At 63.7% G+C, this 25,234-nt stretch carries 24 protein-coding genes; 20 read left to right on the forward strand and 4 right to left on the reverse strand.

Features of this window, described 5'->3' with window-relative positions:
- The first annotated feature begins 21 nt into the window (after positions 1-21).
- From C8J33_RS16755 to C8J33_RS16780, 6 genes are all read left to right on the forward strand, one after another.
- The gene (locus C8J33_RS16755) at positions 22-1,137 is read left to right on the forward strand and encodes an extracellular solute-binding protein (protein ID WP_110801475.1); all 1,116 of its coding nucleotides are present in this window, start codon (positions 22-24) and stop codon (positions 1,135-1,137) included.
- 40 nt (positions 1,138-1,177) lie between these two features.
- Complete coding sequence (locus C8J33_RS16760; protein ID WP_110801343.1) at positions 1,178-2,368, forward strand: substrate-binding domain-containing protein; 1,191 nt, start codon at positions 1,178-1,180, stop codon at positions 2,366-2,368.
- Between the two features lie 66 nt (positions 2,369-2,434).
- Entirely contained in the window at positions 2,435-3,172 is a 738-nt protein-coding gene (locus C8J33_RS16765) for an ATP-binding cassette domain-containing protein (protein WP_132664963.1), read from the forward strand.
- On the forward strand, positions 3,165-3,908 hold the full coding sequence (locus C8J33_RS16770) for an ATP-binding cassette domain-containing protein (protein WP_110801342.1): 744 nt from the start codon (positions 3,165-3,167) through the stop codon (positions 3,906-3,908). Before C8J33_RS16765 ends, C8J33_RS16770 begins: the two co-directional genes overlap by 8 nt.
- Positions 3,908-4,864: an ABC transporter permease gene (locus C8J33_RS16775; RefSeq protein WP_110801473.1), complete on the forward strand. Its 957-nt coding sequence runs from the start codon at positions 3,908-3,910 to the stop codon at positions 4,862-4,864. Before C8J33_RS16770 ends, C8J33_RS16775 begins: the two co-directional genes overlap by 1 nt.
- Before the next feature lies 1 nt (position 4,865).
- Complete coding sequence (locus C8J33_RS16780) at positions 4,866-5,885, forward strand: ABC transporter permease (RefSeq protein ID WP_165910690.1); 1,020 nt, start codon at positions 4,866-4,868, stop codon at positions 5,883-5,885.
- A gap of 9 nt (positions 5,886-5,894) precedes the next feature.
- Here the strand turns inward: C8J33_RS16780 and C8J33_RS16785 are convergent, their stop codons facing one another.
- Positions 5,895-6,749, reverse strand: coding sequence for an amidohydrolase family protein (locus C8J33_RS16785; RefSeq protein ID WP_110801341.1), 855 nt, complete (start codon positions 6,747-6,749; stop codon positions 5,895-5,897).
- Between the two features lie 95 nt (positions 6,750-6,844).
- On the reverse strand, positions 6,845-7,642 hold the full coding sequence (locus C8J33_RS16790) for an IclR family transcriptional regulator (protein WP_110801340.1): 798 nt from the start codon (positions 7,640-7,642) through the stop codon (positions 6,845-6,847).
- A gap of 246 nt (positions 7,643-7,888) precedes the next feature.
- Between C8J33_RS16790 and C8J33_RS16795 the strand changes: the two genes are divergently transcribed.
- From C8J33_RS16795 to C8J33_RS16860, 14 genes are all read left to right on the forward strand, one after another.
- The gene (locus tag C8J33_RS16795) at positions 7,889-9,127 is read left to right on the forward strand and encodes an ABC transporter substrate-binding protein (protein WP_245420125.1); all 1,239 of its coding nucleotides are present in this window, start codon (positions 7,889-7,891) and stop codon (positions 9,125-9,127) included.
- Positions 9,128-9,283: 156 nt separating this feature from the next.
- Positions 9,284-10,177 (forward strand): carbohydrate ABC transporter permease, encoded by an 894-nt coding sequence (locus C8J33_RS16800; RefSeq protein ID WP_110801338.1) that lies wholly within the window; start codon positions 9,284-9,286, stop codon positions 10,175-10,177.
- A gap of 1 nt (position 10,178) precedes the next feature.
- Positions 10,179-11,045 (forward strand): carbohydrate ABC transporter permease, encoded by an 867-nt coding sequence (locus C8J33_RS16805; RefSeq protein ID WP_110734992.1) that lies wholly within the window; start codon positions 10,179-10,181, stop codon positions 11,043-11,045.
- 4 nt (positions 11,046-11,049) lie between these two features.
- Positions 11,050-12,159: an ABC transporter ATP-binding protein gene (locus tag C8J33_RS16810; RefSeq protein ID WP_132448955.1), complete on the forward strand. Its 1,110-nt coding sequence runs from the start codon at positions 11,050-11,052 to the stop codon at positions 12,157-12,159.
- A gap of 1 nt (position 12,160) precedes the next feature.
- Positions 12,161-13,276: a mandelate racemase/muconate lactonizing enzyme family protein gene (locus tag C8J33_RS16815; RefSeq protein WP_110801336.1), complete on the forward strand. Its 1,116-nt coding sequence runs from the start codon at positions 12,161-12,163 to the stop codon at positions 13,274-13,276.
- Between the two features lie 9 nt (positions 13,277-13,285).
- On the forward strand, positions 13,286-13,615 hold the full coding sequence (locus tag C8J33_RS16820) for an L-rhamnose mutarotase (RefSeq protein ID WP_110801335.1): 330 nt from the start codon (positions 13,286-13,288) through the stop codon (positions 13,613-13,615).
- Complete coding sequence (locus C8J33_RS16825; RefSeq protein WP_110801334.1) at positions 13,608-14,720, forward strand: Gfo/Idh/MocA family protein; 1,113 nt, start codon at positions 13,608-13,610, stop codon at positions 14,718-14,720. Before C8J33_RS16820 ends, C8J33_RS16825 begins: the two co-directional genes overlap by 8 nt.
- Before the next feature lie 4 nt (positions 14,721-14,724).
- A complete protein-coding gene (locus C8J33_RS16830; RefSeq protein WP_110801333.1) occupies positions 14,725-15,174 on the forward strand; it encodes a MaoC/PaaZ C-terminal domain-containing protein in 450 nt (149 codons plus the stop codon).
- A 10-nt stretch (positions 15,175-15,184) separates the two neighbouring features.
- The gene (locus C8J33_RS16835; protein WP_110801332.1) at positions 15,185-15,919 is read left to right on the forward strand and encodes an SDR family oxidoreductase; all 735 of its coding nucleotides are present in this window, start codon (positions 15,185-15,187) and stop codon (positions 15,917-15,919) included.
- A gap of 41 nt (positions 15,920-15,960) precedes the next feature.
- The gene (locus tag C8J33_RS16840; protein WP_110801331.1) at positions 15,961-16,806 is read left to right on the forward strand and encodes a fumarylacetoacetate hydrolase family protein; all 846 of its coding nucleotides are present in this window, start codon (positions 15,961-15,963) and stop codon (positions 16,804-16,806) included.
- A gap of 30 nt (positions 16,807-16,836) precedes the next feature.
- Entirely contained in the window at positions 16,837-18,114 is a 1,278-nt protein-coding gene (locus C8J33_RS16845; protein WP_110801330.1) for an L-fuconate dehydratase, read from the forward strand.
- Between the two features lie 176 nt (positions 18,115-18,290).
- The gene (locus tag C8J33_RS16850) at positions 18,291-19,265 is read left to right on the forward strand and encodes a C4-dicarboxylate TRAP transporter substrate-binding protein (RefSeq protein ID WP_110801329.1); all 975 of its coding nucleotides are present in this window, start codon (positions 18,291-18,293) and stop codon (positions 19,263-19,265) included.
- Between the two features lie 54 nt (positions 19,266-19,319).
- Entirely contained in the window at positions 19,320-19,832 is a 513-nt protein-coding gene (locus tag C8J33_RS16855; protein ID WP_110801328.1) for a TRAP transporter small permease, read from the forward strand.
- On the forward strand, positions 19,829-21,142 hold the full coding sequence (locus C8J33_RS16860; RefSeq protein WP_110801327.1) for a TRAP transporter large permease: 1,314 nt from the start codon (positions 19,829-19,831) through the stop codon (positions 21,140-21,142). Before C8J33_RS16855 ends, C8J33_RS16860 begins: the two co-directional genes overlap by 4 nt.
- Before the next feature lie 22 nt (positions 21,143-21,164).
- Here the strand turns inward: C8J33_RS16860 and C8J33_RS16865 are convergent, their stop codons facing one another.
- Together C8J33_RS16865 and C8J33_RS16870 are read right to left on the reverse strand one after the other, a co-directional pair.
- Positions 21,165-22,832: a methyl-accepting chemotaxis protein gene (locus C8J33_RS16865; RefSeq protein ID WP_132664964.1), complete on the reverse strand. Its 1,668-nt coding sequence runs from the start codon at positions 22,830-22,832 to the stop codon at positions 21,165-21,167.
- Positions 22,820-25,201, reverse strand: coding sequence for a bifunctional diguanylate cyclase/phosphodiesterase (locus tag C8J33_RS16870; RefSeq protein ID WP_110807751.1), 2,382 nt, complete (start codon positions 25,199-25,201; stop codon positions 22,820-22,822). The genes C8J33_RS16865 and C8J33_RS16870 overlap by 13 nt, the downstream gene beginning before the upstream one ends.
- Positions 25,202-25,234: the final 33 nt, after the last annotated feature.

Raw genomic sequence — 25,234 nt, forward strand, 5'->3', positions numbered from 1 at the left:
CCACGCACCACCCTCAAGGGCATGACCTGGAACCACCCGCGCGGCTACGATCCGATGGTCGCCTGCTCGCGTCTCTGGGAGGAGCAGACCGGCGTCACCGTCACCTGGGACAAACGCTCTTTGCAGGATTTCGAGACCTATCCCGTCGAGGAACTGGCGCGCGCCTACGACCTCATCGTCATCGATCATCCGCATGTCGGCCAGATCACGCGCGAGACCTGTCTCGCGCCGCTCGACGTGCCGGAGAAGGCGGCGGAGGCAGAGGCTCTTCGCGCCGGCAGCGTCGGGGCGTCCTTTCCGAGCTATCACTGGCAGGGCCGGCAATGGGGTCTGCCCATCGATGCGGCAACGCAGGTGCAGGCCTTCCGGCCGGATCTCCTGTCCTCTCCCCCGCAGCGGTGGGAAGACATGCTGGATCTCGCACGCGAAGGCCGCGTGCTGCTGCCGCTTCGCCCGCCGCACAGCCTCATGAGCTTTTACACGCTGGCGGCCAATATGGGCACGCCCTGCGCCGTCGAGGGCGAGGAGCTCATCGCGCCGGAGGCCGGTGCGGCTGCGTTCGAGGCGCTGCGGGAACTTGCCGCCCTCGTCCCCTCAATGTGCTTCGAGATGGACCCCATCGCCGTCTTCGAAGCCATGGCGGATACCGGCTCGGCCTATGCCGTGACACCGTTGATCTACGGCTATGTCAGCTATGCCATGGATGGTTTTCGAGAGAAGCCCATCCACTTCTGCGACATACCCTCCGCGGGCCGGAACGGCCCTGTCGGGTCTGCGTTGGGTGGCACCGGCATCGCGGTCTCTGCCTTTTCGGCCTCACCCCGGGAAGCGATCGACTTTGCCTATTGGATCGCCAGCGGCGATGTCCAGAAGGGCCTCTATGCCGCTTCCGGCGGGCAGCCGGGACATGCGGCGGCCTGGGAAGACGGGACGGTAAACGACGCGACCGCCGATTTCTACCGCGCCACGCGGGCAACGCTGGAGGCCGCCTGGGTTCGCCCGCGGCACGATGGCTACATGCCGTTCCAGCAAGCGGCATCCGACCGGATCAATCGCGGCCTTCTGGAAAAGCGGCCGCCGGCAGAGGTCGTCGCCGACCTCAACCGCCTGTTCCGCGAGAGTTTCAAGACGATTTAGCATCCCGGCGGAGGAGCCGGACATTCGGGAGGAGATAAGTATGAAAATGAGGATCAACGGCCTTCTGGCCGCAACGGCGCTCGTGCTGTCCGCGCATGCGACGCAGGCACAGGATGCCGTCGCCACCGTCGTCGCCGGTCTGCCGGAACCTTTGAAGGCGCAGTACGAAGGCGCGCCACAAGCGGTTCTGCCGTCGGCTTGGGAGGGCTTCACGGCCCCTGCAAAGCCTTGGAAATGGTGCCATTCGGAATCCTATCAGGGTAACCCGTGGCGGGTGACCGTGACGAAGGAGTTGCAGCGGCTGGTGGAAGGGCTGATCGCGAACGGCACCGTCGCAAGCTTCGAAGTGTCCGACAGCAACAACGACGTCAGCCAGCAGATCAACCAGATCCGCGCTTTCGTCGACAAGGGCTGCTCGATCATCACGTCCATTCCCGGCTCCGCAACGGCGCTGGACGACGCGATCGACGCCGCCGCGAAGGCCGGCATTCCCTTCGTGACGGCTGCCGGTTCCGTTACCAGCCCGACCGCGATCAATGTCGATTCCAACTATGCGCGCTGGGGCTACGACATGATGAGTGCGGTCGGCAAGGCTCTGCCAGACGGCGGCAGCGTTCTCCTCGTCGAGGGCATCGCCGGTCACCCGATCGTGGTGCAGGAACGCCAGGGCGGCGACAAGGCGCTTGCCGAAAACACCAAGCTCAAGGTTGCCCGCAACGTCAACGGCAACTGGACGGCCAACGTCACGAAGACGGTCGTCTTCCAGGCGATCGCCACCAATCCAGCGCCGATCGATGCGGTCTGGACCACGGGCAGCGAGAGCCGCGTCGTGGCCGAAGCCTTTGCCGAAGCCGGCCGCCCGGCGCCGCTGATCACCGGCTCGCTGACCGGCGATGCACTTGGCTACTGGAAGGCCAATCCGGACAAGTTCCGCTTCGAGGGCCACGCGCTTCTGCCGCATTGGACGGCGCAGACGCTGTTTCGCGTCGGTGCGCGCATGCTCGACGGGCAGAAGCCGAAGCTCAATACGCTGATGATCCCGATCCCGGCCATCCACAATGCCGATCTGCCGAACTGGTACAAGGACTGCATGATGCCGGACTCCGTGTCCGTCTTCCCGGTTCCGCCGCAGGATCCGATGCCGGAACCGCTGCTCGACGCCTACTTCACCGGCGCCAAGCCCACACCCGGCTGGGACTATGCGTCCACGCCCGATGCGTGCGCGAAGTAGCAATCACATGAGGGAGAGGCGGGCGCGTTCCAGGTGGGCGGCCCGCCGCCACAGGCGGACGGCACGATGCTCGAAATCAATACCCTGTCGAAACGCTACGGCGAGACGGTGGCCCTTGCCAGCGCCAGTATCGCGTTCCGCGCCGGCACGATCCACACGATTCTCGGCGAGAACGGCTCTGGCAAGAGCACGCTGGTGAAATTGCTGTCCGGCATCGTCCAGCCGGATGGCGGCACGATGCTGCTGGACGGGAAGCCGTTTTCGGGGCGGAGGCCTGCGGATTTCCAGGCCGCGGGCTTTGCCACCGTGTTCCAGGAGGTGCTGATCGCGCCGGACAGGAGCGTGGAGGACAATATCCTGCTTGGGCTCGACGGGCTCGTGCATCGCAAGATCCCGCGCGACCGGCGGCGGCAGACGGCGGCAGATGCGCTGGCCCGCTTTGCCGTCACGCCGGTACCGCTCGATGTCAAAGCCGGCGCTCTGCCGCTTGCGGCACAACAGTTGATCGTGCTGGCGCGCGCGGTCGTCCGCCGTCCGCGTGTTCTCATTCTCGACGAAGTGACGGCTGCGCTCGATTATGCCGACCGCGAGTCCGTCTTTTCCCTGATGCGCCAGCTGGCAGCGGAAGGCTCGCTGCTTCTCTTCATCACCCACCGCATGGATGAGGTGATGAGCCTTTCCGACAGGATCTCCATCCTGCGCAGCGGCAAGGTCGTGACGACCGAGGAGCGCGGGCTCTCGACGCCTGCGGAGCTGCTGAAAGGCATGGCGCCACAAACGGCTGCGGAGTTGCTGCATGTCTGATCCCGCACGCCTTCATGCCCGTGACCTCGTCATCCGGCGCGGCGCGACCCCGATTGTCGAAGAGATCCGCTCCGGCGAGATCGTCGGGCTTGCCGGCCTCGACGGACATGGGCAGGAGCGCTTTCTCGAAACGCTTGCCGGCCTGCAGAAACCGCTCGCCGGAGCCGTGTCTCTGGAACGGGGCGGCTCCGAGACGCGGATCACGGATTTCCGTAAGGCCGTCGCCGCCCATGTCGCTTATCTCCCGCGCGACCGGCGGGCGACAGGCATCTTCCCCACCCAGTCCGTCCTCGACAACTTCGCCATTTCCACGGTGTCGGAGGATGCCCGCTTCGGCTTCATCAGCGCCGGCCAGCGCGCGCGGCGCTACGAGGTCTATCGCGACCGGCTGTCCATCGCCGCACCGCGGCCGGATGCGGCGATCACCACGCTGTCGGGCGGCAACCAGCAGAAGGTGCTGCTGGCGCGTGCCCTGGCGTTGAAGCCGGATGTGCTGCTGCTCAACGACCCCACCCGCGGCGTCGATGTCGCCACCCGCCATGTGCTCTACGACGTCTTTCGCGATCTCGCGCGGGACGGCATGGCGCTGGTCGTTCTCTCCAGCGAGATCGAGGAGATCCTGCTCTTGTGCCACCGCGTTCTCGTTTTCCGCGATCATGATATCGTCGCCAACCTGCAGGGTCCTGCCATGACCACCGATGCCGTCATTGCCGCCATGTTCGGACGTGCGGCATGATGAAGGCGCTTCTGCGAACACTGCACGGACTTTGGCGCGATACGGGCTTTGCGCTCGTGCTCCTCGTCATACTGCTCCTCGTCAACCTCATCCTCAACCCGGCACGCTTTCACCCGGCAGCCTGGGGCTCGCTCATCGGGCTTGCAGCACCGCTCATCGGCGCGGCGGTGGCCTCTGCGCCTGTCATTCTCGGGGGACGCGGCGGTATCGATATCTCGGTCGGGCCGCTGATGGGCTTCGTCAATGCGATCGTCATCCAGCTTCTGTTTCTGAAAGCCGGCATCTCGTCGCCGTTTGTCATCATTCCCGCAGCCCTGCTGATCGGCGCTGCCATCGGCGCCATCAACGGGGCGCTGACGACACTGGTGCGAATCCAGCCGATCGTGGCGACGCTCGGGACCTATCTCGTCCTCACCGGTGTGACGCTGACCATCCTGCCCGCGCCGATCGGGCCGGCGCCGGGCTGGCTGAAGGCGCTGGCAGGCCCCTGGTCGGCCCTACCGCTGATCGCGCTCTTCGCCGCCTGGTGGACCATCCGCCGGCTGCCCTATTACGACCAGTTGATGGCGATCGGCAGCGACGACCGCGCGGCCTATACAGCCGGCGTCGATGTCACCCGCGTCCGCTTCATCGCCTATGTCATCACGGGCGTGTTCGCCGCCGTCGCGGGACTGATGTTGACGGCCCTGATCGGCTCGGCCGACCCGAATATCGGGCAGGCCTATACGCTGATCTCGATTGCGGCCGTCGCGCTTGGCGGCGTTAGCCTTGCCGGCGGTCGAGGCGGGCTCATCGGCGCCTCTATCGGCGCGATCGATATCTTCCTGCTGCAAAGCGTGCTCACCGCCTTCAACGTTTCCACCTACGTTCTGCAAATCGCCTATGGCGCCATTCTCGTTGCCGCCGTCATTCTGACGGCCGTGCAGGAGCGGGCGGCCCGCGGCCGGGAGGTCTGACATGGCTGCCATCGAAACAGGTCGCACCGAACAGGCAAGGCCCGGCCTCGCCCTGCGCATCCGCTCGGGCCTCGCCGGCACGAACGGCCGAATCCTTATGGCGTTCCTCATCGCGGGCGTGCTGCATCTGGTCGGCACGCTCGTCATTCCGGGCTATTCCTCGCCGTTCGCCATCCGCGCTCTGCTGGTCATCGCAGCTCTCCTTGCCGTTGCCTCCATCGGGCAGACGCTCGTCGTCATCCTCGGCGGGATCGATCTGTCCATCCCCTTCATCATCGGCTTTGCCAATGTGGTTGCCGCGCAACTCTATGGCGACAAGTGGAATTTCGCGCTCGTCTGCCTGTTCGTCATCGTGGTCGCGATGCTCATCGGCGCGCTGAACGGCTACATCTCGCGGCGGCTCGACATCCATCCGCTGATCGTCACCCTGGGGATCGGCATGATCGTGCAGGGGTCCGTCCTGCTCTGGACGAAGGGGTTCCCGTCCGGGTCAGCGCCGCCCTACGTTTCCGCCTTCGTTTCCATCGGCGGCTCCGCGGGCCCGCTGCCCTTTCCCTGGGTGGTGCCGGCACTCGCGGTGCTTGCAACGCTCATCGTGCTCGTTCTCGCCCGCACACCCTATGGCCGGCGGCTTTATGCGCTCGGCAGCAATCCCGGCGCTGCCACCCTCGCGCTGATCGACCCCGTGCGCATGTGGATGCTGACCTTCTCGCTCAGCGCCATGTTTGCCGCCGTCACGGGCATCCTGCTTCTCGGTTTCACCGGTTCGGCCTATGGCGATGTCGGCCAGCCCTACCTGTTCCAGACGATTGCCGCGGTCGTGGTCGGTGGCGCGGCGCTGGTCGGCGGACGCGGCAGCTATCTCGGCACGATCGCCGGCGTGCTGGTTCTCACCGAGATCAACACGCTGCTGATCGGCCTTGGCTTCCAGCCCGCCGCCGTTCAGGCGTCGCTCGGCGCCGTCATTATCCTGCTCGTCTCGATCTATGGCCGGGAGCGGCATGTCAGCATGACGATCTGAGGCGATCCCTCAGGTTCCAATGGGAAGATCGAGGCTCCAGAGCTTCAGCGCATTACCGGCCAGCAGCGCATGGCGCTCGGTGTCGCTGCTGCCTGCGAGCAGCGCATGCGTGGCCGCGACCCAGGTCGAGAGGCTGCCGGCGAGCGTGCAGACGGGCCAGTCGCTGCCCCACACCACCCTGTCCCATCCAAATTGCAGGATGGCGGTTTCCGCATAGGGGCGGATCGTGTCCACGCTCCAGCTGTCGGGATCGGTATAGGCGACGAGCCCGGACATCTTGCAGACGACATTCGGCCGGCGTGCGACATCCTTCAGTTCGTCCCGCCAGAGCGAGATGTCGCCCGCCTTGATATCGGGAACGCCGCAATGGTCGAGGATGAAGGTCACATCGGGTGCGAGGTCGGCAAGTGCCGCCGCGTGGCCCAGCTGGCGCGGCAGCACGCAGAGATCGAAGGTGAGGCCGGTGCCCCCGATACGCTTGATGTTGTCGCGAAAGACCGCGCTTTCCGACAGCGCGTCCGGCATGACGTGGAGGACACGACGAAAACCCTTGACCAGTGGGTTCTCGCGCTGACGCTCCAGCATGGCGGGGAAGCTCTCGTCTTCCGGCCGGCAGGCGGAAATGGCACCGACGACAAGGCTCTCGGGGAGCGCTGCTAGCTGCCCCACATGCTGCGTTTCTGCCTCGATCTCCTCGGCCGCGACATCGACCTCCATATGCAGGCTTGCGGCAATGCCGCAGCGCAGGGCCTCCTGGCGATAGGTCTCGTAGAGGTAATCCCGGTCGAGCGCCGGAACCGTGGACAGCCATGGGTAGGTGAGGGCTGTCCTGTCGATCAGGTGAAGATGGGTGTCGATAATCATAGAGGCTCCTCCCGCGTCATGCGCCGGCCGGAACACTCTCACAGGGGAGCAGAGGTTTCAAATAAGAATGTGTCTGCTTGGGGCCGTAAGGCACCTCACGTCTCCACTGGCACCTCGTGCTGGACGTCCGAGCCGGCGAGAAGCGAAAGCTGCTCGGCGGTCTTCTGCAGAAGAGAGATCGTCGTTGAGATATCGGGCGCCGACGGTGCGTTGACGAGGCTGATATACGGCACGGTGAGCGCCGCAATGCCGCGACGGTCCGGGCCGAGAATGGGGGCCGAGAGGTTGAACACGCCGGCCGTCTGGGCGCTCGCCATCATCTCGTAGCCGCGCGCGCGGATCTCGTCGAGGCGCGCGTAGAACTCCGGCGTCAGCTCGATGTCCTTCCGGCTCTTGACGTGTTCCGAGATCATCATCTCCCGCTCCTCGGGCGGGCGGAAGGCGAGGAGGACGTGGCCGGAGCCGGTGTCGAACAGGCTGATATGCGAGCCGACGCGGATGGAAATGCCCCAGTAATCCGGTGCTTCCTGCTGCGCGATGACGACGGCGGAGCCGCGGTCGAACACGGCAAGCTGGTTGGCCTGCCGCGTCCGCTGCGCAAGGTCGCGCATCAGCGGCGTCGCATAGGCCGCCAGACGGCGTGTCGGCGCGTGCAGCTGCGCGAGGCCGAAGAGCTTGAGCGTCAGCGAATAACGGTCGCCATCGATGCGGGTGATGTAGCCGCGCCGCACGAGGCGGTCGAGCATCCGGTAGAACTCGTTCGGGCTGCGATTGAGCTTCTTAGAAATCTCCGCCTGCGTCAGCCCGCCATCCACACCGGCCAAAAGCTCCAGAATATCGAGCCCCTTGTCCAGCGCCGGTGCGCGGTAGCGATCGTCTTCTCCGTCCGACATGCGGAATCCCCTGTGAATACGCATTTCCATATACGAAGAACGATGGACCGACAAAGCAAAGTTGTCGCTTGACGATGCCTGAAAATGTTGTTTGTATATGAATGAGTTTCTCGCAGATGAGAGACCGTGCTCCCGAGGAGGAGTGCACTCGGAGGAGGGAATCTGATGAACAAGCTGCTGTGTGGCGCCGTATCCGGCGTCGTGGCATTCGTTCTGGCGCACGGCACAGCCGGTGCGGCCGAACTGATGGGCAAATTCGATGGCGTCACGATCGACGCCAAGCTGATCGGTGGTCAGCAATACGAGCCGCTCTATGCGCGGATCGCGGAATGGGAGAAGGCGACGGGGGCCAAGGTCAACGTGCTCTCCAAGAAGAACCATTTCGAGCTCGACAAGGAGATCAAGTCCGACATCGCCTCGGGATCGATTTCCTGGTGCGTCGGCTCGAACCATTCGTCCTTCGCCCCGCAATATCCTGATCTCTATGTCGATCTGAACACGCTGGTGCCGAAGGAGATCGTCGGCGAATATGTCGACACCGTCATCAAGGCGTCCACCATCGACAACAAGCTGGTGATGCTGCCGCGCGCGCAGTTCGACGTGTCGGCGCTTTATTACCAGAAGAGCCTCTATACGGATGACGCCAAGAAGGCGGCGTTCAAGGAGAAGTATGGCTACGATCTCGCGCCGCCGGATACGTGGAGCCAAGTATCGGACCAGGCAAAGTTCTTCGCCGCGCCCCCGAATTTCTACGGCACGCAGTTTGCCGGCAAGGAAGAGGCGATCAACGGCCGCTTCTACGAAATGCTGATCGCCGAAGGCGGCGCCTATCTGGATGAAGAGGGCAAGCCTGCCTTCAATTCCGACGCCGGTGTCCGGGCGCTTGATTGGTTCGTCGATCTCTACAAGTCGAAGGCCGTTCCCGCCGGCACGACCAACTATCTCTGGGACGAACTCGGTGCGGGCTTTGCCTCGGGCACCGTCGCACTCAACTTGGACTGGCCGGGATGGGCGACCTATTTCAACGACCCGAAGTCTTCCAAGGTCGCCGGCAATGTCGGCGTCACCGTGGCCCCCAAGGGCTCCTCCGGCAAGCGCACGGGCTGGTCTGGCCATCATGGCTTCTCCATCACGGAAGCCTGCGCCAGCAAGGAAGCTGCGGCGTCGCTCGTCTGGTTCCTGACCAACGAGGACTCGCAGAAGCTTGAGGCCGCAAACGGCACCCTGCCGACCCGCACCGCCGTGTGGGAATGGGACATCGAGCAGGCCGCTTCCGACCCCTACAAAAAAGAGGTGCTGAGCACCTTCCAGGAAACGGCGAAGGGCGCCTTCGCCGTACCGCAGACGCCGGAATGGATCGAAATTTCGAACACGGTCTATCCCGAGCTTCAGGCCGCCATCCTCGGCGACAAGACGTCGAAGGAAGCGCTGGACGCCGCCGCCGAAAAGGCGACGACCATCCTCAAGGATGCCGGCGCGCTCTGACGCCATCTCCGTTTTCGCCCGCAGCTCAGGCTGCGGGCGAAGCCCGGCGGCGCCGTTCGTCGCCATTTCATACCGTCTTCGGGCTCATACGGCCTTCGGGGGCCCCCGTTCTCGATCGGCCAAGCGCATCTGTCGCCGGCCGTCAGGTGCCACAGCATGTTTCGAAAAATCTCAACACCGGTTCTCCTGCTGCTGCCGGCCTTCGTCGTGCTCGCGGCCGTCGTGCTGCTGCCGCTGCTTCTGTCGCTTTATTCGAGCTTCACGCCGTTTCGACTGACACGCCCGGCCACGCTCTGGGTCTGGGCCGGCTTTCGCAATTATGAGCGCATCCTGTCGGACGGGGTGTTCTGGGCGGCATTCGTGCGCACGATCGTCCTGCTCACCATCGCGCTCAATCTGGAAATGCTGCTTGGCCTCGGCCTGGCGCTGCTCGTCAACAAGGCGACGCGGGGCAAGCGCATACTGCGCACGATCATGATGTTTCCGATGATGTTTTCCCCGGTGCTGGTCGGCTTCCAATTCAAGTTCATGTTCAACGACAATGTCGGCCTCGTAAACAATGCGTTGCAGTCGCTCGGCCTGACGGATCAGGCGATCCCGTGGCTGATCGATGGCAACCTCGCGCTGTTCGCCATCGTCGTTGCCGAAGTCTGGTCCTCCACCTCCGTCTTCGCCATCCTCATTCTCGCAGGGCTTCTCGCCATGCCGCAGGAGCCGGTGGAAGCGGCGAAGGTCGATGGCTGCACGGCCTGGCAGACCTTCCGTTACGTCACGCTGCCCTTCGTCATGCCGTTCGCCTACATCGCCATGACCATTCGCTCGCTCGACATTGCGCGCGCCTACGACATCGTCAAGATCATGACGGATGGCGGACCGGCGCGACGCACCGAGCTGATCTGGACGCTTGTCGGCCGCACCGCTTATTCGGATGCGCAGATGGGCCTTGCCAACGCCATGGCCTACGTCTCGATCCTCCTGTCGATCCTGTTCACCGTCTATTTCTTCCGGAAGCTTGCTGCGGCCCGGACCCAGATCGGAGCGGAGTGGTAAGATGGACCGTAACTCCAAACAGCGCCTCAAGCGCCGCGTTCTGCACGTCGCCTATCTGATCGGGCTCTTCCTCGCGATGCTCGTCATCTGCCTGCCGGGTCTCTGGATCGTGCTCAGTTCGCTGCGGCCGACGGTCGAGATCATGGCGAAACCGCCGGTGTGGATCCCGCAGGAAATCACGCTCGATGCCTATCGTGCCATGTTCGGTGGCGTGGGGCAGGGCGGCATTCCGATCTGGGACTATTTCCGCAACTCGCTCATCGTGTCGATCACCTCCACCGTCATCGCGCTCGCCATCGGCATGTCCGGCGGCTACGCCTTCGCGCGCTTCCGCTTTCGCGGCAAGTCCGGCACGTTTCTCGGCCTGATGCTGACCCGCTCGGTCCCCGGCATCGCCCTGTCGCTGCCGCTCTTCATCGTCTATTCCCGCGTCGGCATCATCGACACACACTTCGGGCTCATCCTCACCTATGTCGCGCTGAATGTACCGTTCACGATCTGGCTGATCGACGGGTTCTTCCGGCAGGTGCCGCGCGATCTGGCGGAAGCGGCCCAGATCGACGGCTGCACGCGGTGGCAGGCCTTCTGGCAGGTGGAGTTTCCGCTCGCCGGCCCCGGCATCGCCTCCGCCGGCATCTTCTCGTTTCTCACCTGCTGGAACGAATACGCGCTCGCCTCGCAGCTGACGCGGTCGGTCAATTCCAAGACGCTTCCCGTGGGATTGCTCGATTACACCTCCGAATTCACCATCGACTGGCGCGGCATGTGTGCGCTGGCGGTGATCATGATCCTCCCGGCGCTGGCTCTGACCTTCGCCATTCAAAAGCACCTTGTGTCAGGTCTGACATTCGGCGCTGTCAAAGGCTGATTGCATGGCTCAGGTCTCTCTCAAGAAACTGGTCAAATCCTACGGCGCCCTGCAGGTCGTCCACGGCATCGATCTCGATGTTGCGGACGGCGAGTTCGTCGCGCTCGTCGGCCCCTCCGGCTGCGGCAAGTCGACGACGCTGCGCATGATCGCGGGCCTCGAAAGCGTGTCGGACGGTGCTGTCGAGATCGGGGGCATCGTCGTCAACGACCTGCCGCCGCGCGACCGCAACATCTCGATGGTGTTCCAGTCCTATGCGCTCTACCCGCATATGACGGTGCGCGAGAACATGGGCTTTTCGCTCAAGATCGCCAAGCAGCCGCAGAGCGAGATCGACCGGCAGGTCAACGAGGCCGCTGCGATTCTCGGTCTGGACGCGCTGATGGAGCGGCGGCCGGCACAGCTTTCCGGTGGCCAGCGTCAGCGCGTCGCCATGGGTCGCGCCATCGTCCGGCATCCCGAAGTCTTCCTGTTCGACGAGCCGCTTTCCAACCTCGACGCCAAGCTGCGCACGCAGATGCGCACCGAAATCAAGAAGCTGCATGCCAAGGTACAGTCCACCGTCATCTATGTGACGCACGATCAGGTGGAGGCGATGACGCTCGCCGACCGGATCGTCATCATGCGCGACGGCTACATCGAGCAGGTCGGGACGCCCGACGAAGTGTTCAAGCGACCGGCCAGCCGCTTCGTCGCCGGCTTCATCGGCTCGCCGCCGATGAACATGGAGGAGGCGCGTGTCGCGTCCGGCCAGCTCGTCTTCGCAAACGGTGATAGCCTTCCGCTTCCGCGCCAGTTTGCGGACCGGGTGACGGAGGGCGAAAAGGTGGTCTTCGGCCTGCGCCCGGACGATATTTTCCCGAGCGGTCATGGCCTGAGTTCCGGAAGCGACGGCACTGTCCATGAGGTGACCCTGCCGGTCTCGATCACCGAGCCGCTCGGCAACGAAACGCTCGTCTTCGTGGAGTTCGCGGGACGCGAATGGGTGTCGCGCATGCTCAATCCCCGGACGCTCAAATCCGGCGAACGGATCGCCATGAGCTTCGATTTCTCGCAGGCGCATCTGTTCTCGGCCGAGACCGGGCGCAGCCTGGCCGCAGCCCGGGAGATCTGACATGGCCCGGATCGAGCGGATCGAACTGCGCATGGTGGACCTGAAGCCGAAGGTGAAGCGGACGGATGCGATCCAGAGCTTTGTCAGCCAGGAAACACCCATCGTCACCATCACCGACAGCGATGGCGCGACCGGCACCGGCTATTCCTACACGATCGGCACCGGTGGCTCCTCCGTCATGCGGCTGCTGGCCGATCATCTTGCACCGGTTCTCATCGGCGAGGACGCGGACCGGATCGAGGCGATCTGGCACAAACTCGAATTCCACACCCACGCCACCACCATCGGCGCCATCAGCGCGCTGGCGCTGGCAGCGATCGATACCGCGCTTTGGGATCTGCGCGCGCGCAAGCAGAACCTGCCCCTCTGGAAGCTTGCCGGCGGCGCACGCGAAAGCTGCCCACTCTACACCACCGAAGGCGGCTGGCTGCATATCGAGGCTGGCGCGCTCGTGGACGATGCGCTGCAGGCGAAGGAAAAGGGCTTTGCCGGCTCGAAGGTGAAGATCGGCAAGCCGCATGGTTCCGAGGACGTCGCCCGCCTTTCGGCAATGCGCAAGGCACTTGGCGATGGCTTCGAGATCATGACGGACTGCAATCAGGGCTTTACGGTAGATGAAGCCATACGGCGTGCCGAGCGGCTCAGGGAGCTCGACCTTGCCTGGATCGAGGAACCGCTGCCGGCCGACGATCTCGACGGGCATATCCGCCTGACGCGCTCGACGGCGACGCCGATCGCGGTCGGCGAATCCATCTATTCCATCCGCCATTTCCGCGAATATATGCAGAAGGGCGCCTGCTCGATCGTGCAGGTGGATGTCGCCCGCATCGGTGGCATCACGCCGTGGCTGAAGGTCGCGCATGCCGCCGAGGCCTTCGACATCCCGGTCTGCCCGCACTTCCTGATGGAGCTGCATGTCAGCCTCGTCTGCGCCGTGCCGAACGGGCGCTATGTCGAGTACATCCCGCAGCTCGACGACCTGACGACCAAGGGCATGGAGATCCGTGACGGCCGAGCGATGGCGCCAAGCGAGCCGGGCCTCGGCATCGCCTGGGACTGGGAGGCGGTCAAGGCGCAGAGCGTTTCCGAGTTCACGCGCGATATCACGGCGCAATAGGAGGTCGCGATGCAACGGATGGGAATGGTCATCGGCCTGCAGCCGGACAAGGTCGCGGAATACAAGGCGCTGCATGCGGCGGTGTGGCCGGAGATCCTGGCGTTGATCTCGGCGTGCAATATTACTGAGTATACGATCTTCCTCAAGGAGCCGGAGAACCTGCTGTTCGGGACCTGGACCTATATCGGCAACGATTTCGCGGCGGATATGGCGAAGATGGCGGCCGACCCGCGCAATGGGGAATGGTGGGCCGTGTGCATGCCCTGCCAGAAGCCGCTCGAGACGCGGAAAGAAGGTGAGTGGTGGGCCATGATGGAGGAGGTTTTCCATCATGACTGAAACCCGCTTGACTGGCACTCGCGAAGGCAACGCGCATTTCGATCCCGCGAGCCTGCAACAATGGTGGCCGAAGCCGAGCCGCCCGCGTCCGATCGTCATCTTCGGTGCCGGCAGCATCGTCAGCGACGCGCATTTTCCCGCCTATAGGAAGGCCGGTTTTCCGGTTGCCGGGCTTTACGATCCGGACTTGGAAAAGGCGCGTGAGACGGCCGCCCGCTGGGGTGTGGAAGCCTACGCCTCCGTTGAAGACGCCGCTGCGGTCGAAGGCGCAATCTTCGATCTGGCGACGCCGCCCGCGGCGCATGCGCGCATTCTTTCGGCAATTCCGGAAGGTTCTTACGCCCTGATCCAGAAGCCGATGGGTGCGGATCTCGATGCGGCGACCGAGATCCTCGACCTTTGCCGGAAGCGCAAGCTTCATGCTGCCGTGAACTTCCAGCTTCGCTTCGCGCCGATGATGCTGGCGCTCAAGGATGCCATCCGGCGCGGGCTGCTCGGCGATGTCGTCGATTTCGATGCCCATCTGGCGCTGGCGACGCCCTGGGGACTATGGCCCTTCCTCAAAGGGCTGCCGCGCATCGAGATCGCGATGCACTCGATCCACTATCTCGATCTGGTCCGCAGTCTGCTGGGCGATCCCCAAGGCGTCCATGCGAAGACCATTGGACACCCCAACCACGATGTCGCGCAGACACGAACGAGCGCGATCCTCGACTATGGCGACAGCGTGCGTTGCGCGCTGTCGATCAATCACGACCATGATTTCGGGCGAAAATTCCAGGCCTGCGAATTTCGCATCTGCGGCACCAAAGGGGCGGCCACCGTGAAGCTCGGGGTCAATCTCGACTATCCCGAGGGTGAGCCGGACGAGCTCTGGATCCACCCCGAAGGCGGCGATGGCTGGGTCGAGATCCCGCTCGAAGGCACATGGTTTCCCGACGCCTTCATCGGCCGGATGGCAAACCTCCAACGCTTCGCGAGTGGCGAGGACGAGACGCTCGTCGGTGCCGTGGACGACGCCTGGCGGACCATGGCCCTGGTCGAAGCTGCCTATCAATCCAGCGCGCAGCCCGCGACGCCTGTGCGCGCGCTGCCGGAGACATGATGAGATGATCGAGCAGACGCTCTATTTCGAAGACTACGACCTCGGTCACCAGCGGCTGACGACGGGGCGAACGATGACGGAGACGGATTTCGTCGTCCATTCAGGTCATACGGGCGATTTCTTTCCGCACCACATGGACAGCGAATTTGCAAAGACCTTGCCCGGCGGGCAGCGGATTGCGCACGGCACCATGATCTTCTCGATCGGCATCGGAATGACCGCATCGCTCATCAATCCTGTCGCCTTTTCCTACGGTTACGATAGGTTGAGATTCGTGCGCCCGGTTCATATCGGCGATACGATCAGGACGCGGGTGACGATCTCCGCCAAGGAGGATGATCCCAAGCGCGCGGACAGGGGCCGGGTGATCGAGCGGTGCGAGGTGCTGAACCAGCGTGACGAGGTCGTGCTGGCGGCAGACCACATTCTGCTCGTCGAACGAAAACAGAAGTGAGGACGGAACCATGACGACGACAATGACGGGCAAGACGGTGCTGATCACCGCGGCGGCCCAGGGGATCGGGCGCGCAACGGCGCTCGCCTTCGCCAAGGCGGGTGCCACCGTGCACGCAACCGACATCAACCTCGACATTCTCTCCGAGATCGCAGGCGAACCCGGTATCCTGACGCACAAGCTCGATGTTCTCGACGCCGCCGCCGTGACGGCGCTGGTCGAGGAGGTCGGCGCGGTGGATGTCCTCTTCAATTGCGCCGGCGTCGTCCACTCCGGCTCGATCCTTGAGATGGCCGACAAGGACCTGGAATTCGCCTTCGACCTCAACGTCAAGGCGATGATCCGCACCATTCGCGCGGTGCTGCCCGGTATGATCGCGCGCAAGGACGGCGCCATCATCAACATGGCCTCCGTCGCTTCCAGCATCAAGGGCGTGCCGAACCGCTTCGCCTATGGCACGACCAAGGCTGCCGTCATCGGCCTCACCAAGGCGGTCGCGGCCGATTACGTTGCTGCCGGCATCCGATGCAACGCGATTTGCCCCGGCACGGTCGAGAGCCCCTCGCTCGAAGGGCGCATGCGCGCCCAGGGCGACTACGAGACGGCGCGCGCCGCCTTCATCGCCCGCCAGCCGATGGGCCGGCTTGGAACGGCGGAAGAAATCGCCGATCTCGCCGTCCATCTCGCCGGCGCCACCTACACCACGGGCCAAGCCTATGCCATCGACGGTGGCTGGTCGATCTGATCGGCTGCTCGCCTCTTCACTGAAACCGCAAGGATACTGCCATGAAATTCGTTCGTTACGGTGCGCAGGGCGCCGAGAAGCCCGGTCTTGTCGACGCGACCGGTGCTATTCGCGACCTTTCCGGTCACATCTCCGATCTCTCCGGCGCGTCCATCGATCCCGATGCGCTGGCAAAGCTTGCCTCCGTCGATCCGGCCTCGCTGCCGCTGGTATCCTCAGACGAGCGCCTCGGCGCCTGCGTCGCCGGCACGGGCAAGTTCATCTGCATCGGCCTCAACTATTCCGACCACGCCGCCGAAACGGGCGCGACCGTGCCGCCGGAGCCGATCATCTTCATGAAGGCGACATCGGCTATTTCGGGCCCGAACGACGACCTCCTCATCCCGCGCGGCTCCGAGAAGACCGACTGGGAAGTCGAACTCGGCATCGTCATCGGCCGCAAGGCGAAATATGTGAGCGAGGCCGAAGCGCTTGACTATGTCGCCGGCTATTGCACGATCCACGACGTCAGCGAACGTGCCTTCCAGACGGAACGCTCGGGCCAGTGGACCAAGGGCAAGTCCTGCGACACGTTCGGGCCGACCGGTCCATGGCTGGTGACGAAGGACGAGGTTCCCGATCCGCAGGACCTGCGCCTCTGGCTAAAGGTCAATGGCGAAACCATGCAGGACGGCACCACCAAGACCATGGTCTACGGCGTGGCCTATCTCGTTTCCTACCTCTCGCAGTTCATGTCGCTCCAGCCGGGCGACATCATTTCCACGGGCACGCCTCCGGGTGTCGGCATGGGCATGAAGCCGCCGCGCTACCTCAAACCCGGCGACGTCATCGAACTGGGGATCGATGGTCTCGGTTCGCAGCGCCAGACCGCCCGCGCCGACGCCTGATCCTTGATCTTACCTCTCTCCGGAGCCCCCATGACCCGCATTACAGACCTGCGCGTGTTCGACCTGCGCTTTCCGACGTCCCAGAGCCTCGATGGTTCGGATGCCATGAATCCCGATCCGGATTACTCGGCAGCCTATGTCATTCTCGACACGGACACGCCCGGTCTTGCGGGTCATGGCCTGACGTTCACCATCGGTCGCGGCAACGAGATCTGCTGCATGGCCATCAAGGCGATGCGGCATCTCGTTGTCGGAACCGAGCTTTCCACGGTGCTCGAAAATCCCGGCCGCTACTGGCGGCACCTGACGAGCGATAGCCAGCTGCGCTGGATCGGGCCGGAAAAGGGCGCGATGCATCTGGCGACCGGCGCGGTCGTCAACGCGGTGTGGGACCTGCTCGCCAAGCAGGCGGGCAAGCCGGTCTGGCAGATGGTCAGCGAGATGTCGCCCGAGCAGATCGCAGATATCGTCGATTATCGCTACCTGACCGACGTGCTGACCCGCGACGAGGCGATCGACATTCTGAAGCGCGCCGAGCCCGGCAAGGCCGAGCGCATGGCGGTGCTGCGGGCGGAGGGCTACACCTGCTACACCACGTCCGCGGGCTGGCTCGGCTATGACGATGAGAAACTGCGCCGGCTCTGCCAGGAAGCGATCGACGAGGGGTTCAACCACGTCAAGATGAAGGTCGGGCGCGATCTCGAAGACGACATCCGTCGCCTGACGATCGCCCGTGAGGTCATCGGCCCCGATCGCTATCTGATGATCGACGCCAACCAGGTCTGGGAAGTCGGCGAAGCTATCGACTGGGTGAAGCAGCTTGCCTTCTGCAAGCCGTTCTTCATCGAAGAGCCGACGAGCCCTGACGATGTTGCCGGCCACCGCAAGATCCGGCAGGCGATTTCGCCGGTCAAGGTCGCGACCGGCGAGATGTGCCAGAACCGCATCATGTTCAAGCAGTTCATCGCCGAAGGCGCGATCGATATCGTGCAGATCGACAGCTGCCGCATGGGCGGGCTGAACGAGGTTCTCGCGGTGCTTCTCGTCGCCGCGAAATACCAGCTGCCGGTCTGGCCGCATGCCGGCGGCGTCGGGCTTTGCGAATATGTGCAGCATCTCTCGATGATCGACTACATCGCCGTTTCCGGCACGAAGACGGATCGCGTCATCGAATATGTCGATCATTTGCACGAGCATTTCCTCGAACCCTGCATCATCGAGAACGCGGCCTACATGCCGCCGACCCGCCCGGGATTCTCGATCGAGATGAAGGCGCAGTCGATCGCGGATTATACCTTCAAGGGCTGATACCAGCCCAATGGATTGCTGAGTTTCACGGAAGCCGGGCTGTTCGCAGTCCGGCTTTTTCGTGTCCAGAGATAAGGCCGGCACTTACATCTTGACCAAGCATGGCTATTCTTTCATAATAGATGTATTCGTATATGAATGATGCCAGGGGAGGAGCCCGGGCAGTGGAGGGTCTCATGAAGAGCATACTCGTAGCGTCCGCACTGGCGGCGCTATCCTTTTGTGGTGTCGCGCAGGCGCAGGATTACAGCCTGCGATTCTCCACATCGCAGGTCAATCCGAACGAACCGATCGTCAAGGCGATGAAGCTCTATGCCGAACGCGTCGGCGAACGCTCGGGTGGCCGCATTGCCATCACCGTGATGACGGGCGACCAGCTCGGCGCGCAGAAGAAGGTCAACGAGATGGTTATGAGCGGTGCGAGCCTGCTCAGCGCCACCGATTACGGCCAGCTCGGTCAGTTCGAGCCGGATATGTCGATCCTCGCCGGCCCCTACGTTTACCCGAGCATTGAGGCGAGCGACAAGCTGTTTGCCTCCGACGTCTTCAAGGAGCTCTCGGCGAAGCTCGAGGCCAAGGGCCTCAAGATCATCATGCCGAATGGCCTGTTCGGCTACCGGCATATCATTGCCAACAAGGCGGTCCGCACGCCCGCCGATCTCGCCGGCGTCACTGTGCGCGTTCCCTCTTCGCCGATCATGATGGCGACCTTCGCCACCTATGGTGCCCGCCCGACGGAGCTTCCCTGGGGCGATGTCTACAATGCGCTGCAGACGGGCGTGGTCGATGCCGCCGAAGGGCCGTTCGGCTCCATTGCCGGCTCGAAGCTGAACGAGACGCGCAAGGTCATCTCCAAGACCGGCCATCAGGTGATGTTCACGGCCTGGGTCGCCTCGGCCAGCTTCTACAACAGCCTGCCGGAAGACCTGCAGAAGGTGCTGACGGAAGAAGGCCAGAAGATCGCTGTCGACCTGACGAAAATGACGATCGAGACCGACGACGGCTATGCCAAGCAACTGGCCGACAGCGGTGTCGAGATCGTTTCGGACGTGGACGTTCCCGCGTTCGTCGCGGCCTCGAAATCCGCCTATGGCAAGGTGCCGAACCTGACGCCGGGCATGTTCGAGCGCATTCAGGCCGTCATGCAATAAAAGGTGAAGGCCCGGCCGGGTACGAGGCCGGGCTTTCCCTTGCCGGGAGCATTCATGGACATTTCAGCCGAAACCTCGACCGAGCCGCCGCTCTGGAGCCTTCGCCGTCTCGATGAGGCCGTGGGCGTCCTTGCCCTGCTGGTCATCGTCGTCTCCATCCTCTGGGGCATCGTCAGCCGCTACATCTTTCCGCAGCCGGCAGCCTGGACCTACGAACTCGCGATCCTCGCCTTCTCCTACCTCGTCTTCTTCGGAGCGATTGCCGGCGTGCGTCTCGGCACGCATGCCGCCATCGACGTCCTGGTCGGGGCCCTGCCGGAACGCTGGCAGGACGGGGTTCGCTGGTTCAACTATGTGCTCCTGACCGTCTTCTTCGTCCTGATGACCGGCCTCTTCTTCTGGCAGGCCTGGACCTCGCGCAATGTGCACACCATCGCGCTCGACCTGTCCCGCAGCATTGCCTATGCGCCGCTGGCGATCGCTTCCGCCGGCATGCTGGTGCAGCACCTCATCGTCGAGCGGCCCTGGCGCCCGCGCACGCATCGCATCGTGGATTCGATCATATGACATTCTTCCACTTGGCCGGCCCCTCGCTCGTCGTCGTTCTCCTGTTCCTTTTGTCGACGCCGATCACCTGGGCTCTGGCCATCGGTGCGCTCACCTTCTTCTTCCTGAACATGGACATGATTCCCCTGTCCAATTTCGCGCAGGAAATGGCGGAAGGCAGTCAGTCCGTGTCCCTGCTGGCGCTGCCGCTTTTCGTGCTTGCCGGCTGCATCATGAACGCGTCCGGCATCACGCGGCGGCTTCTGACGCTCGCCGACGTGCTGGTCGGGCACATGACCGGCGCGCTCGCACAGATGTGCACCGTGCTCGCCACGCTGCTCGGCGGCCTCACCGCGTCGGCCAATGCGGATGCGGCGATGCTGGCGAAGACGCTCGGCATCCAGATGGCCGAACGTGGCTACAGCCGGGCGTTCGCCGCTGTCATCACCTCGTCCGCTGCCATCATCACCAGCCTCATCCCGCCGTCGATCGGCCTCATCGTCTATGGCTTTTTGGCAGAAACATCGATCGGCCGGCTGTTTGCGGCCGGCGTCGTGCCCGGTCTCGTGCTGGCGCTTGGCCTCATGATCACAACGCACTTCATCGCCCGCAAGCGCGGCTATCGCTCGCTTCGCGACAGGCGTGCAACCGGCGCGGAAATGCGCACCGCCCTCGTCGACGGGCTGTGGGCACTCTCCATTCCCGTCGTCATCTTCGTGGGGACGCGTTACGGCCTGTTCACGACGACGGAAGCCGGCGCCGTAGTGGTCGTCTACGTCCTCTTCGTCGCGATCTTCGGCTACCGCGAATTCACCGTGCGCCAGATCCCCGAAGTGCTGGCAGAAGCCGTGCGCGACTCCGCGGTCGTCATGGTGATGATCTGCGCGGCCGCCGCCTTCGGCTTCTATCTCGCCTGGGAGCAGGTGCCGCAGGCCATGTCGGGTTGGCTGGGCGGTGCGACCAGCAACCCGCTCGTCATGCTGCTGCTCATCAACGTCATGCTGCTCGTCATCGGCACGGCGATTGAGGGCTCGGCGGCGCTCATCATTCTGACACCGATGCTGATCCCGATCATCGACGGCGTCCATATCGACCGCGTCCATTTCGGCATCATCTTCATCACCAACCTCACCATCGCCGGCATTACCCCGCCGGTCGGCGGGCTGATGTATATCTCGTCCATGGTGATGAAGGTGCCGATGATGGCCTATGCGCGGGAAGTTCTGCCGTACCTCGCCATGATGATGGTGCTGCTCAGCATCCTCAGTATCTTCCCGCAACTATCGCTGTGGCTGCCGAACCTGATCTATGGAACTGCGGCCGTACAGTAGCGTCTCATCCCGGCATCTTGCGTCAGGCGACGATGCGCAATCGTGTCTCGCGATAGGTGAAGGCGGAGAGGAGCTGCCGCAGGGCGGTCGTCTGCCCGGCCAGTTCCACGCTCGCAGCCGTGCTCTCCTCGGCCATCGCCGCATTCTGCTGGGTTGCCTGATCCATGGCGTTGACTGCGATGTTGATCTCACGAAGACCGACGGCCTGCTCGCGTCCGGCCTGAACGATCGCCGCGATGTTGACGTCGATCCGGGTGACCTTGCCGACGATGTCCTCCAATGCGCGCCCGGTTTCGCCCACGAGGTCCACGCCGTTGCGCACAATCCCGTTCGAGGCGGCGATCAGGGCGCCGATCTCCTTGGCGGCCTGCGCCGAACGCTGTGCCAGCTCCCGGACCTCCTGCGCGACGACCGCAAAGCCGCGGCCCGCGTCTCCGGCGCGTGCGGCTTCAATGCCGGCATTGAGCGCAAGCAGGTTCGTCTGAAACGCGATCTCGTCGATGACGCCGATGATGCCGGTGATCGATTGCGACGATGCCGCGATCTCGGCCATGGCGGATACGGCACGCTCGACCACGGCTCCCGACCGCTCGGCGCCGCTGCGAGTCTCATTCACGAGGCTCCCGGCCTCCTGCGCGCGGGCACTGGTATCGTTGACGGTGGTGGTGATCTCCTCGAGCGCTGCTGCGGTCTCTTCCAGGCTCGCCGCATTCTGCTCCGTGCGGCGCGACAGGCTCCCGGCGTTCTGGCTGATTTCGCGGGAGCCGTCGGCGATGGCCGCCACGCTGATGCCGATATTCTCCATCGTACTGCGCAGCTGCGCCAGCGTCGCGTTGAAGTGGTGCCGCAGCTCTTCCATCGAGGGGACGAAAGGCCGGTCGAGGGTCGCGGTAAGATCGCCGTTCGACATTGCCTTCATGACCGTGCCGATCTCGGCGATGGCGCTCATGCGCTCGGTCACGTCGGTTGCGAACTTCACCACCTTGCAAACCTTGCCGCTGGAATCGAGGATCGGGTTGTAGGCGGCCTGGATCCAGACCTCCTTGCCCCCTTTGCCGACGCGCACGAACTCGTTGGCGATGAACTCGCCGCCCGCCAGCCGTGCCCAGAAAGCCTTGTATTCCGGCGTTGCGGCATAGTCTTTGCGGCAGAACAGGCTGTGATGCCGCCCGGTGATTTCGCTCAGCGCATATCCCAGCGTCTTGCAGAAATTATCGTTCGCCGTGATGATTTCGCCGGTCGGGTAAAATTCGATGACCGCCTGCGAGCGGGAAATGGCCTCCAGTTTTCCGGCATCCTCGATCGCCTTCTCCCTCGCAGCCGTGATATCGGCCGCGAGTTTCACCACCTTGTAAGGCTTGCCGCCCTTCATCACCGGATTGTAGGTCGCCTGGATCCAGATTTCGCGCCCACCCTTGCCGATTCGCTTGTAGGCGCCGGCATCGAACGTGCCTGCCGCCAGCCGCTTCCAGAACGCGGTATAGTCCGCAGATGCGACCGTCTGGGGGTCGCAAAAGAGACTGTGATGCTTCCCGACGATCTCTTCGATCGTGTAGCCGAGAGCCTGGCAGAAATTCTCGTTCGCGCTCAGGATGTTGCCTTCGAGGTCGAATTCGATGATCGCCTGCGATTTGGAAAGCGCATCCGAAATGTCGGATCCCCGTCCCGCGCCTTTGTTCAATCCAAACATGTGTCCCGCTCTTTTCTTGGCTTCGTTTTCTTCAGTTCGACGCGATGCTCCCGCACGCCGATGAATGTTTCCGGCCCCGTGTCCGGCTTGCCGAACAGATAGCCCTGTGCATGTGCGCAACCTTCGTCGACGATCATACGGTACTGAGCTTGCGTCTCGATGCCCTCCGCGGTGACCGGAAGATTGAGACTGCGGCCGAGGCTGACAACCGCGCGGACGATGGCGCGCGCATTGGCGTCGTGATCCATCCCGGCGATGAAGCTGCGGTCGATCTTCAGCCCGTCGAAGGGGAAGGACTGGAGGTTGCTCAGCGACGAGTAGCCCGTGCCGAAGTCGTCCATGACGACCTTCACGCCGAGTGCCTTGATCTGCCGCAGGATATCGAGCGTTACGACACGATCCTTCAGCAGCGCCGTTTCGGTGATTTCGAGTTCCAACCGCGCGGGCGGAAGACCCGTCGCATCGAGGACGCTGGCGATGGCGCCTGCAAGGTTGGGAAGGCGGAACTGGACGGCCGACATGTTGACCGCGACTTTCAGTGCTGGATCCCAGCCGGCAGCCTGCCGGCAGGCCTCGCGCAGCACCCATTCGCCAATCGACAGGATGATGCCGCTTTCCTCCGCAATCGGAATGAAAACGTCCGGCGGCACATTGCCGCGCACCGGATGGGTCCAGCGAAGCAGCGCCTCATATCCGAGAATGGCGGCTTCATCGATCGACTGTATCGGCTGGAACAGGAGGTGCAGTTCGTTGCGCGAAATCGCCTGACGCAGATCGCTTTCGAGCTGTCGCCTGTCGCGCCGTTCCTGGTCCATGGCGAGATCGTAGAAGGCGTGCATGCCGCGGCCGCTTGCTTTCGCCCGGTAGAGTGCAACGTCGGCAGCCTGCGTCAGCGCGTCAGCGTCGGCGCCATCCTTCGGAAAAACGGCGATACCGATGCTGACGCCGACCGCGGTCGGATCGAGCGAGATGTTCATGCGCTCGCGGAAGGTGGTGCGAATACGTGCGGCCAGGGCCCCGGCGCCGTCCGTATCGACGCCCTCCGCCGTCAGGATGACGAACTCGTCGCCGCCGATCCGCGCCACCGTGTCGCCGCCGCGGCAGCTGGCGCGCAGGATTCCGGCAACGTCGCGCAACACTCGGTCGCCCTCCGCATGTCCGAAGAGATCGTTCACCGCCTTGAACCGATCAAGATCAAGCGCGAGCAGCGCGAAGGGCTTGCCCGTCAGCGCGCCACGCTCCAGCTGCAGCTGGAGGCTTTCCTGGAAGATCGAGCGGTTCGTGAGGCCGGTCAGCATGTCGTGGCGCGCGAGGTATTCCACCTTCTTCTGCACGGCGCGCCGCTCGGTCAGGTCGCGAACCGCGATGACCTCCGAAGGGCGGCCACCATATTCGATGGTGTGCACGGCGACTTCGAAGATGCGGGCATGATCGCCCGTGCGTGGCGATGCCTCGACGGCCGACCGGCGCGGCTGGTCGATCGACTGACCATCGATCGCGACCAGAAACTGATCCGCGCGCCGGCCGATGAGCTCGCCGTCTTCGCGATCGAGCAGCGCCGAGAACTTGGCGTTGACCTCAAGGATGACGCCGTCGCGCACGACAGCGAGGCCATCGAGCGTGGAGTTGGCAAAGCCTTTGAGGTCGACGAGATGCCGGTCGATGATGACGCCGATGGCGGAGGAGACGAGGATCAGCAGCGTGACGCCCGTGATGGCGCTCGTCAGCCAGACATTGTCCGCCATGTCGATGACGACGGCCGGCAGGGATGGGTCGGGCGTGATGATCGTTGCCGACATCGTGACGAAATGCAGCGTGCAAACGCCGAGGACTGCGCAGATCGCAGGGGCCGCGATCCGGAAAAGACCGCGCAGACGGGAGAAGAGCACAAGCGACAGGATAAACAGCGCGAACGCAACGACGGCGCCAACGACAATCGGCCCCCAGTCGAAGTCGAGATTCGCTTCTGCGCGAAGTCCTGCCATGCCGACGAAATGCATGGCGGCAACGGTGAGGGTGATAAGCCCGGCGGAGGCGACCATGGAGCCGGCGCCGAGAAAGCCTTGCCGGATGGCCAGCCAGAAGCCGACGACGGCAATGGCGGCGGAGAGCGTCGTGAACATCAGGTCGAATCGCAGCGCGACCGTTCCCTCATAGGCCAGCATGGCAACGAAATGCGTGGCCCAGACGCTGAGGCCGGCCGAAAAGGCCGCAACCAGTCGCCAGTTTCGGCGTCGGCTGGCGGTGCTCTCTTCCGCGCGCAGGAGCAGGTGGTGGAAGGCGAGCATGCCAAGAAGCGCGATCAGACCGGAGATGACGGTGATCGACCGGTCGTGCCGATCCGTGACGCATTCGAGGACAGTGAACATGTGCACCGGTTTCCTTGGTCGAACTCAGAACGT

The organism is Rhizobium sp. PP-CC-3G-465, assembly GCF_004343445.1.
Taxonomy (GTDB): Bacteria; Pseudomonadota; Alphaproteobacteria; order Rhizobiales; family Rhizobiaceae; genus Ferranicluibacter; species Ferranicluibacter rubi.

Bases quoted from the DNA above. Each gene is read 5' to 3' on its own strand.
- C8J33_RS16835 (WP_110801332.1), top strand. From the start codon at position 15,185: ATGACGACGACAATGACGGGCAAGACGGTGCTGATCACCGCGGCGGCC.
- C8J33_RS16765 (WP_132664963.1), top strand. From the start codon at position 2,435: ATGCTCGAAATCAATACCCTGTCGAAACGCTACGGCGAGACGGTGGCC.
- C8J33_RS16865 (WP_132664964.1), bottom strand. From the start codon at position 22,832: ATGTTTGGATTGAACAAAGGCGCGGGACGGGGATCCGACATTTCGGAT.
- C8J33_RS16820 (WP_110801335.1), top strand. From the start codon at position 13,286: ATGCAACGGATGGGAATGGTCATCGGCCTGCAGCCGGACAAGGTCGCG.
- C8J33_RS16870 (WP_110807751.1), bottom strand. From the start codon at position 25,201: ATGTTCACTGTCCTCGAATGCGTCACGGATCGGCACGACCGGTCGATC.
- C8J33_RS16825 (WP_110801334.1), top strand. From the start codon at position 13,608: ATGACTGAAACCCGCTTGACTGGCACTCGCGAAGGCAACGCGCATTTC.
- C8J33_RS16810 (WP_132448955.1), top strand. From the start codon at position 11,050: ATGGCTCAGGTCTCTCTCAAGAAACTGGTCAAATCCTACGGCGCCCTG.
- C8J33_RS16855 (WP_110801328.1), top strand. From the start codon at position 19,320: ATGGACATTTCAGCCGAAACCTCGACCGAGCCGCCGCTCTGGAGCCTT.
- C8J33_RS16790 (WP_110801340.1), bottom strand. From the start codon at position 7,642: ATGTCGGACGGAGAAGACGATCGCTACCGCGCACCGGCGCTGGACAAG.
- C8J33_RS16815 (WP_110801336.1), top strand. From the start codon at position 12,161: ATGGCCCGGATCGAGCGGATCGAACTGCGCATGGTGGACCTGAAGCCG.
- C8J33_RS16850 (WP_110801329.1), top strand. From the start codon at position 18,291: ATGAAGAGCATACTCGTAGCGTCCGCACTGGCGGCGCTATCCTTTTGT.
- C8J33_RS16785 (WP_110801341.1), bottom strand. From the start codon at position 6,749: ATGATTATCGACACCCATCTTCACCTGATCGACAGGACAGCCCTCACC.
- C8J33_RS16860 (WP_110801327.1), top strand. From the start codon at position 19,829: ATGACATTCTTCCACTTGGCCGGCCCCTCGCTCGTCGTCGTTCTCCTG.
- C8J33_RS16800 (WP_110801338.1), top strand. From the start codon at position 9,284: ATGTTTCGAAAAATCTCAACACCGGTTCTCCTGCTGCTGCCGGCCTTC.
- C8J33_RS16795 (WP_245420125.1), top strand. From the start codon at position 7,889: ATGGGCAAATTCGATGGCGTCACGATCGACGCCAAGCTGATCGGTGGT.
- C8J33_RS16780 (WP_165910690.1), top strand. From the start codon at position 4,866: ATGGCTGCCATCGAAACAGGTCGCACCGAACAGGCAAGGCCCGGCCTC.
- C8J33_RS16755 (WP_110801475.1), top strand. From the start codon at position 22: ATGACCTGGAACCACCCGCGCGGCTACGATCCGATGGTCGCCTGCTCG.
- C8J33_RS16845 (WP_110801330.1), top strand. From the start codon at position 16,837: ATGACCCGCATTACAGACCTGCGCGTGTTCGACCTGCGCTTTCCGACG.
- C8J33_RS16775 (WP_110801473.1), top strand. From the start codon at position 3,908: ATGAAGGCGCTTCTGCGAACACTGCACGGACTTTGGCGCGATACGGGC.
- C8J33_RS16805 (WP_110734992.1), top strand. From the start codon at position 10,179: ATGGACCGTAACTCCAAACAGCGCCTCAAGCGCCGCGTTCTGCACGTC.
- C8J33_RS16830 (WP_110801333.1), top strand. From the start codon at position 14,725: ATGATCGAGCAGACGCTCTATTTCGAAGACTACGACCTCGGTCACCAG.
- C8J33_RS16770 (WP_110801342.1), top strand. From the start codon at position 3,165: ATGTCTGATCCCGCACGCCTTCATGCCCGTGACCTCGTCATCCGGCGC.
- C8J33_RS16760 (WP_110801343.1), top strand. From the start codon at position 1,178: ATGAAAATGAGGATCAACGGCCTTCTGGCCGCAACGGCGCTCGTGCTG.
- C8J33_RS16840 (WP_110801331.1), top strand. From the start codon at position 15,961: ATGAAATTCGTTCGTTACGGTGCGCAGGGCGCCGAGAAGCCCGGTCTT.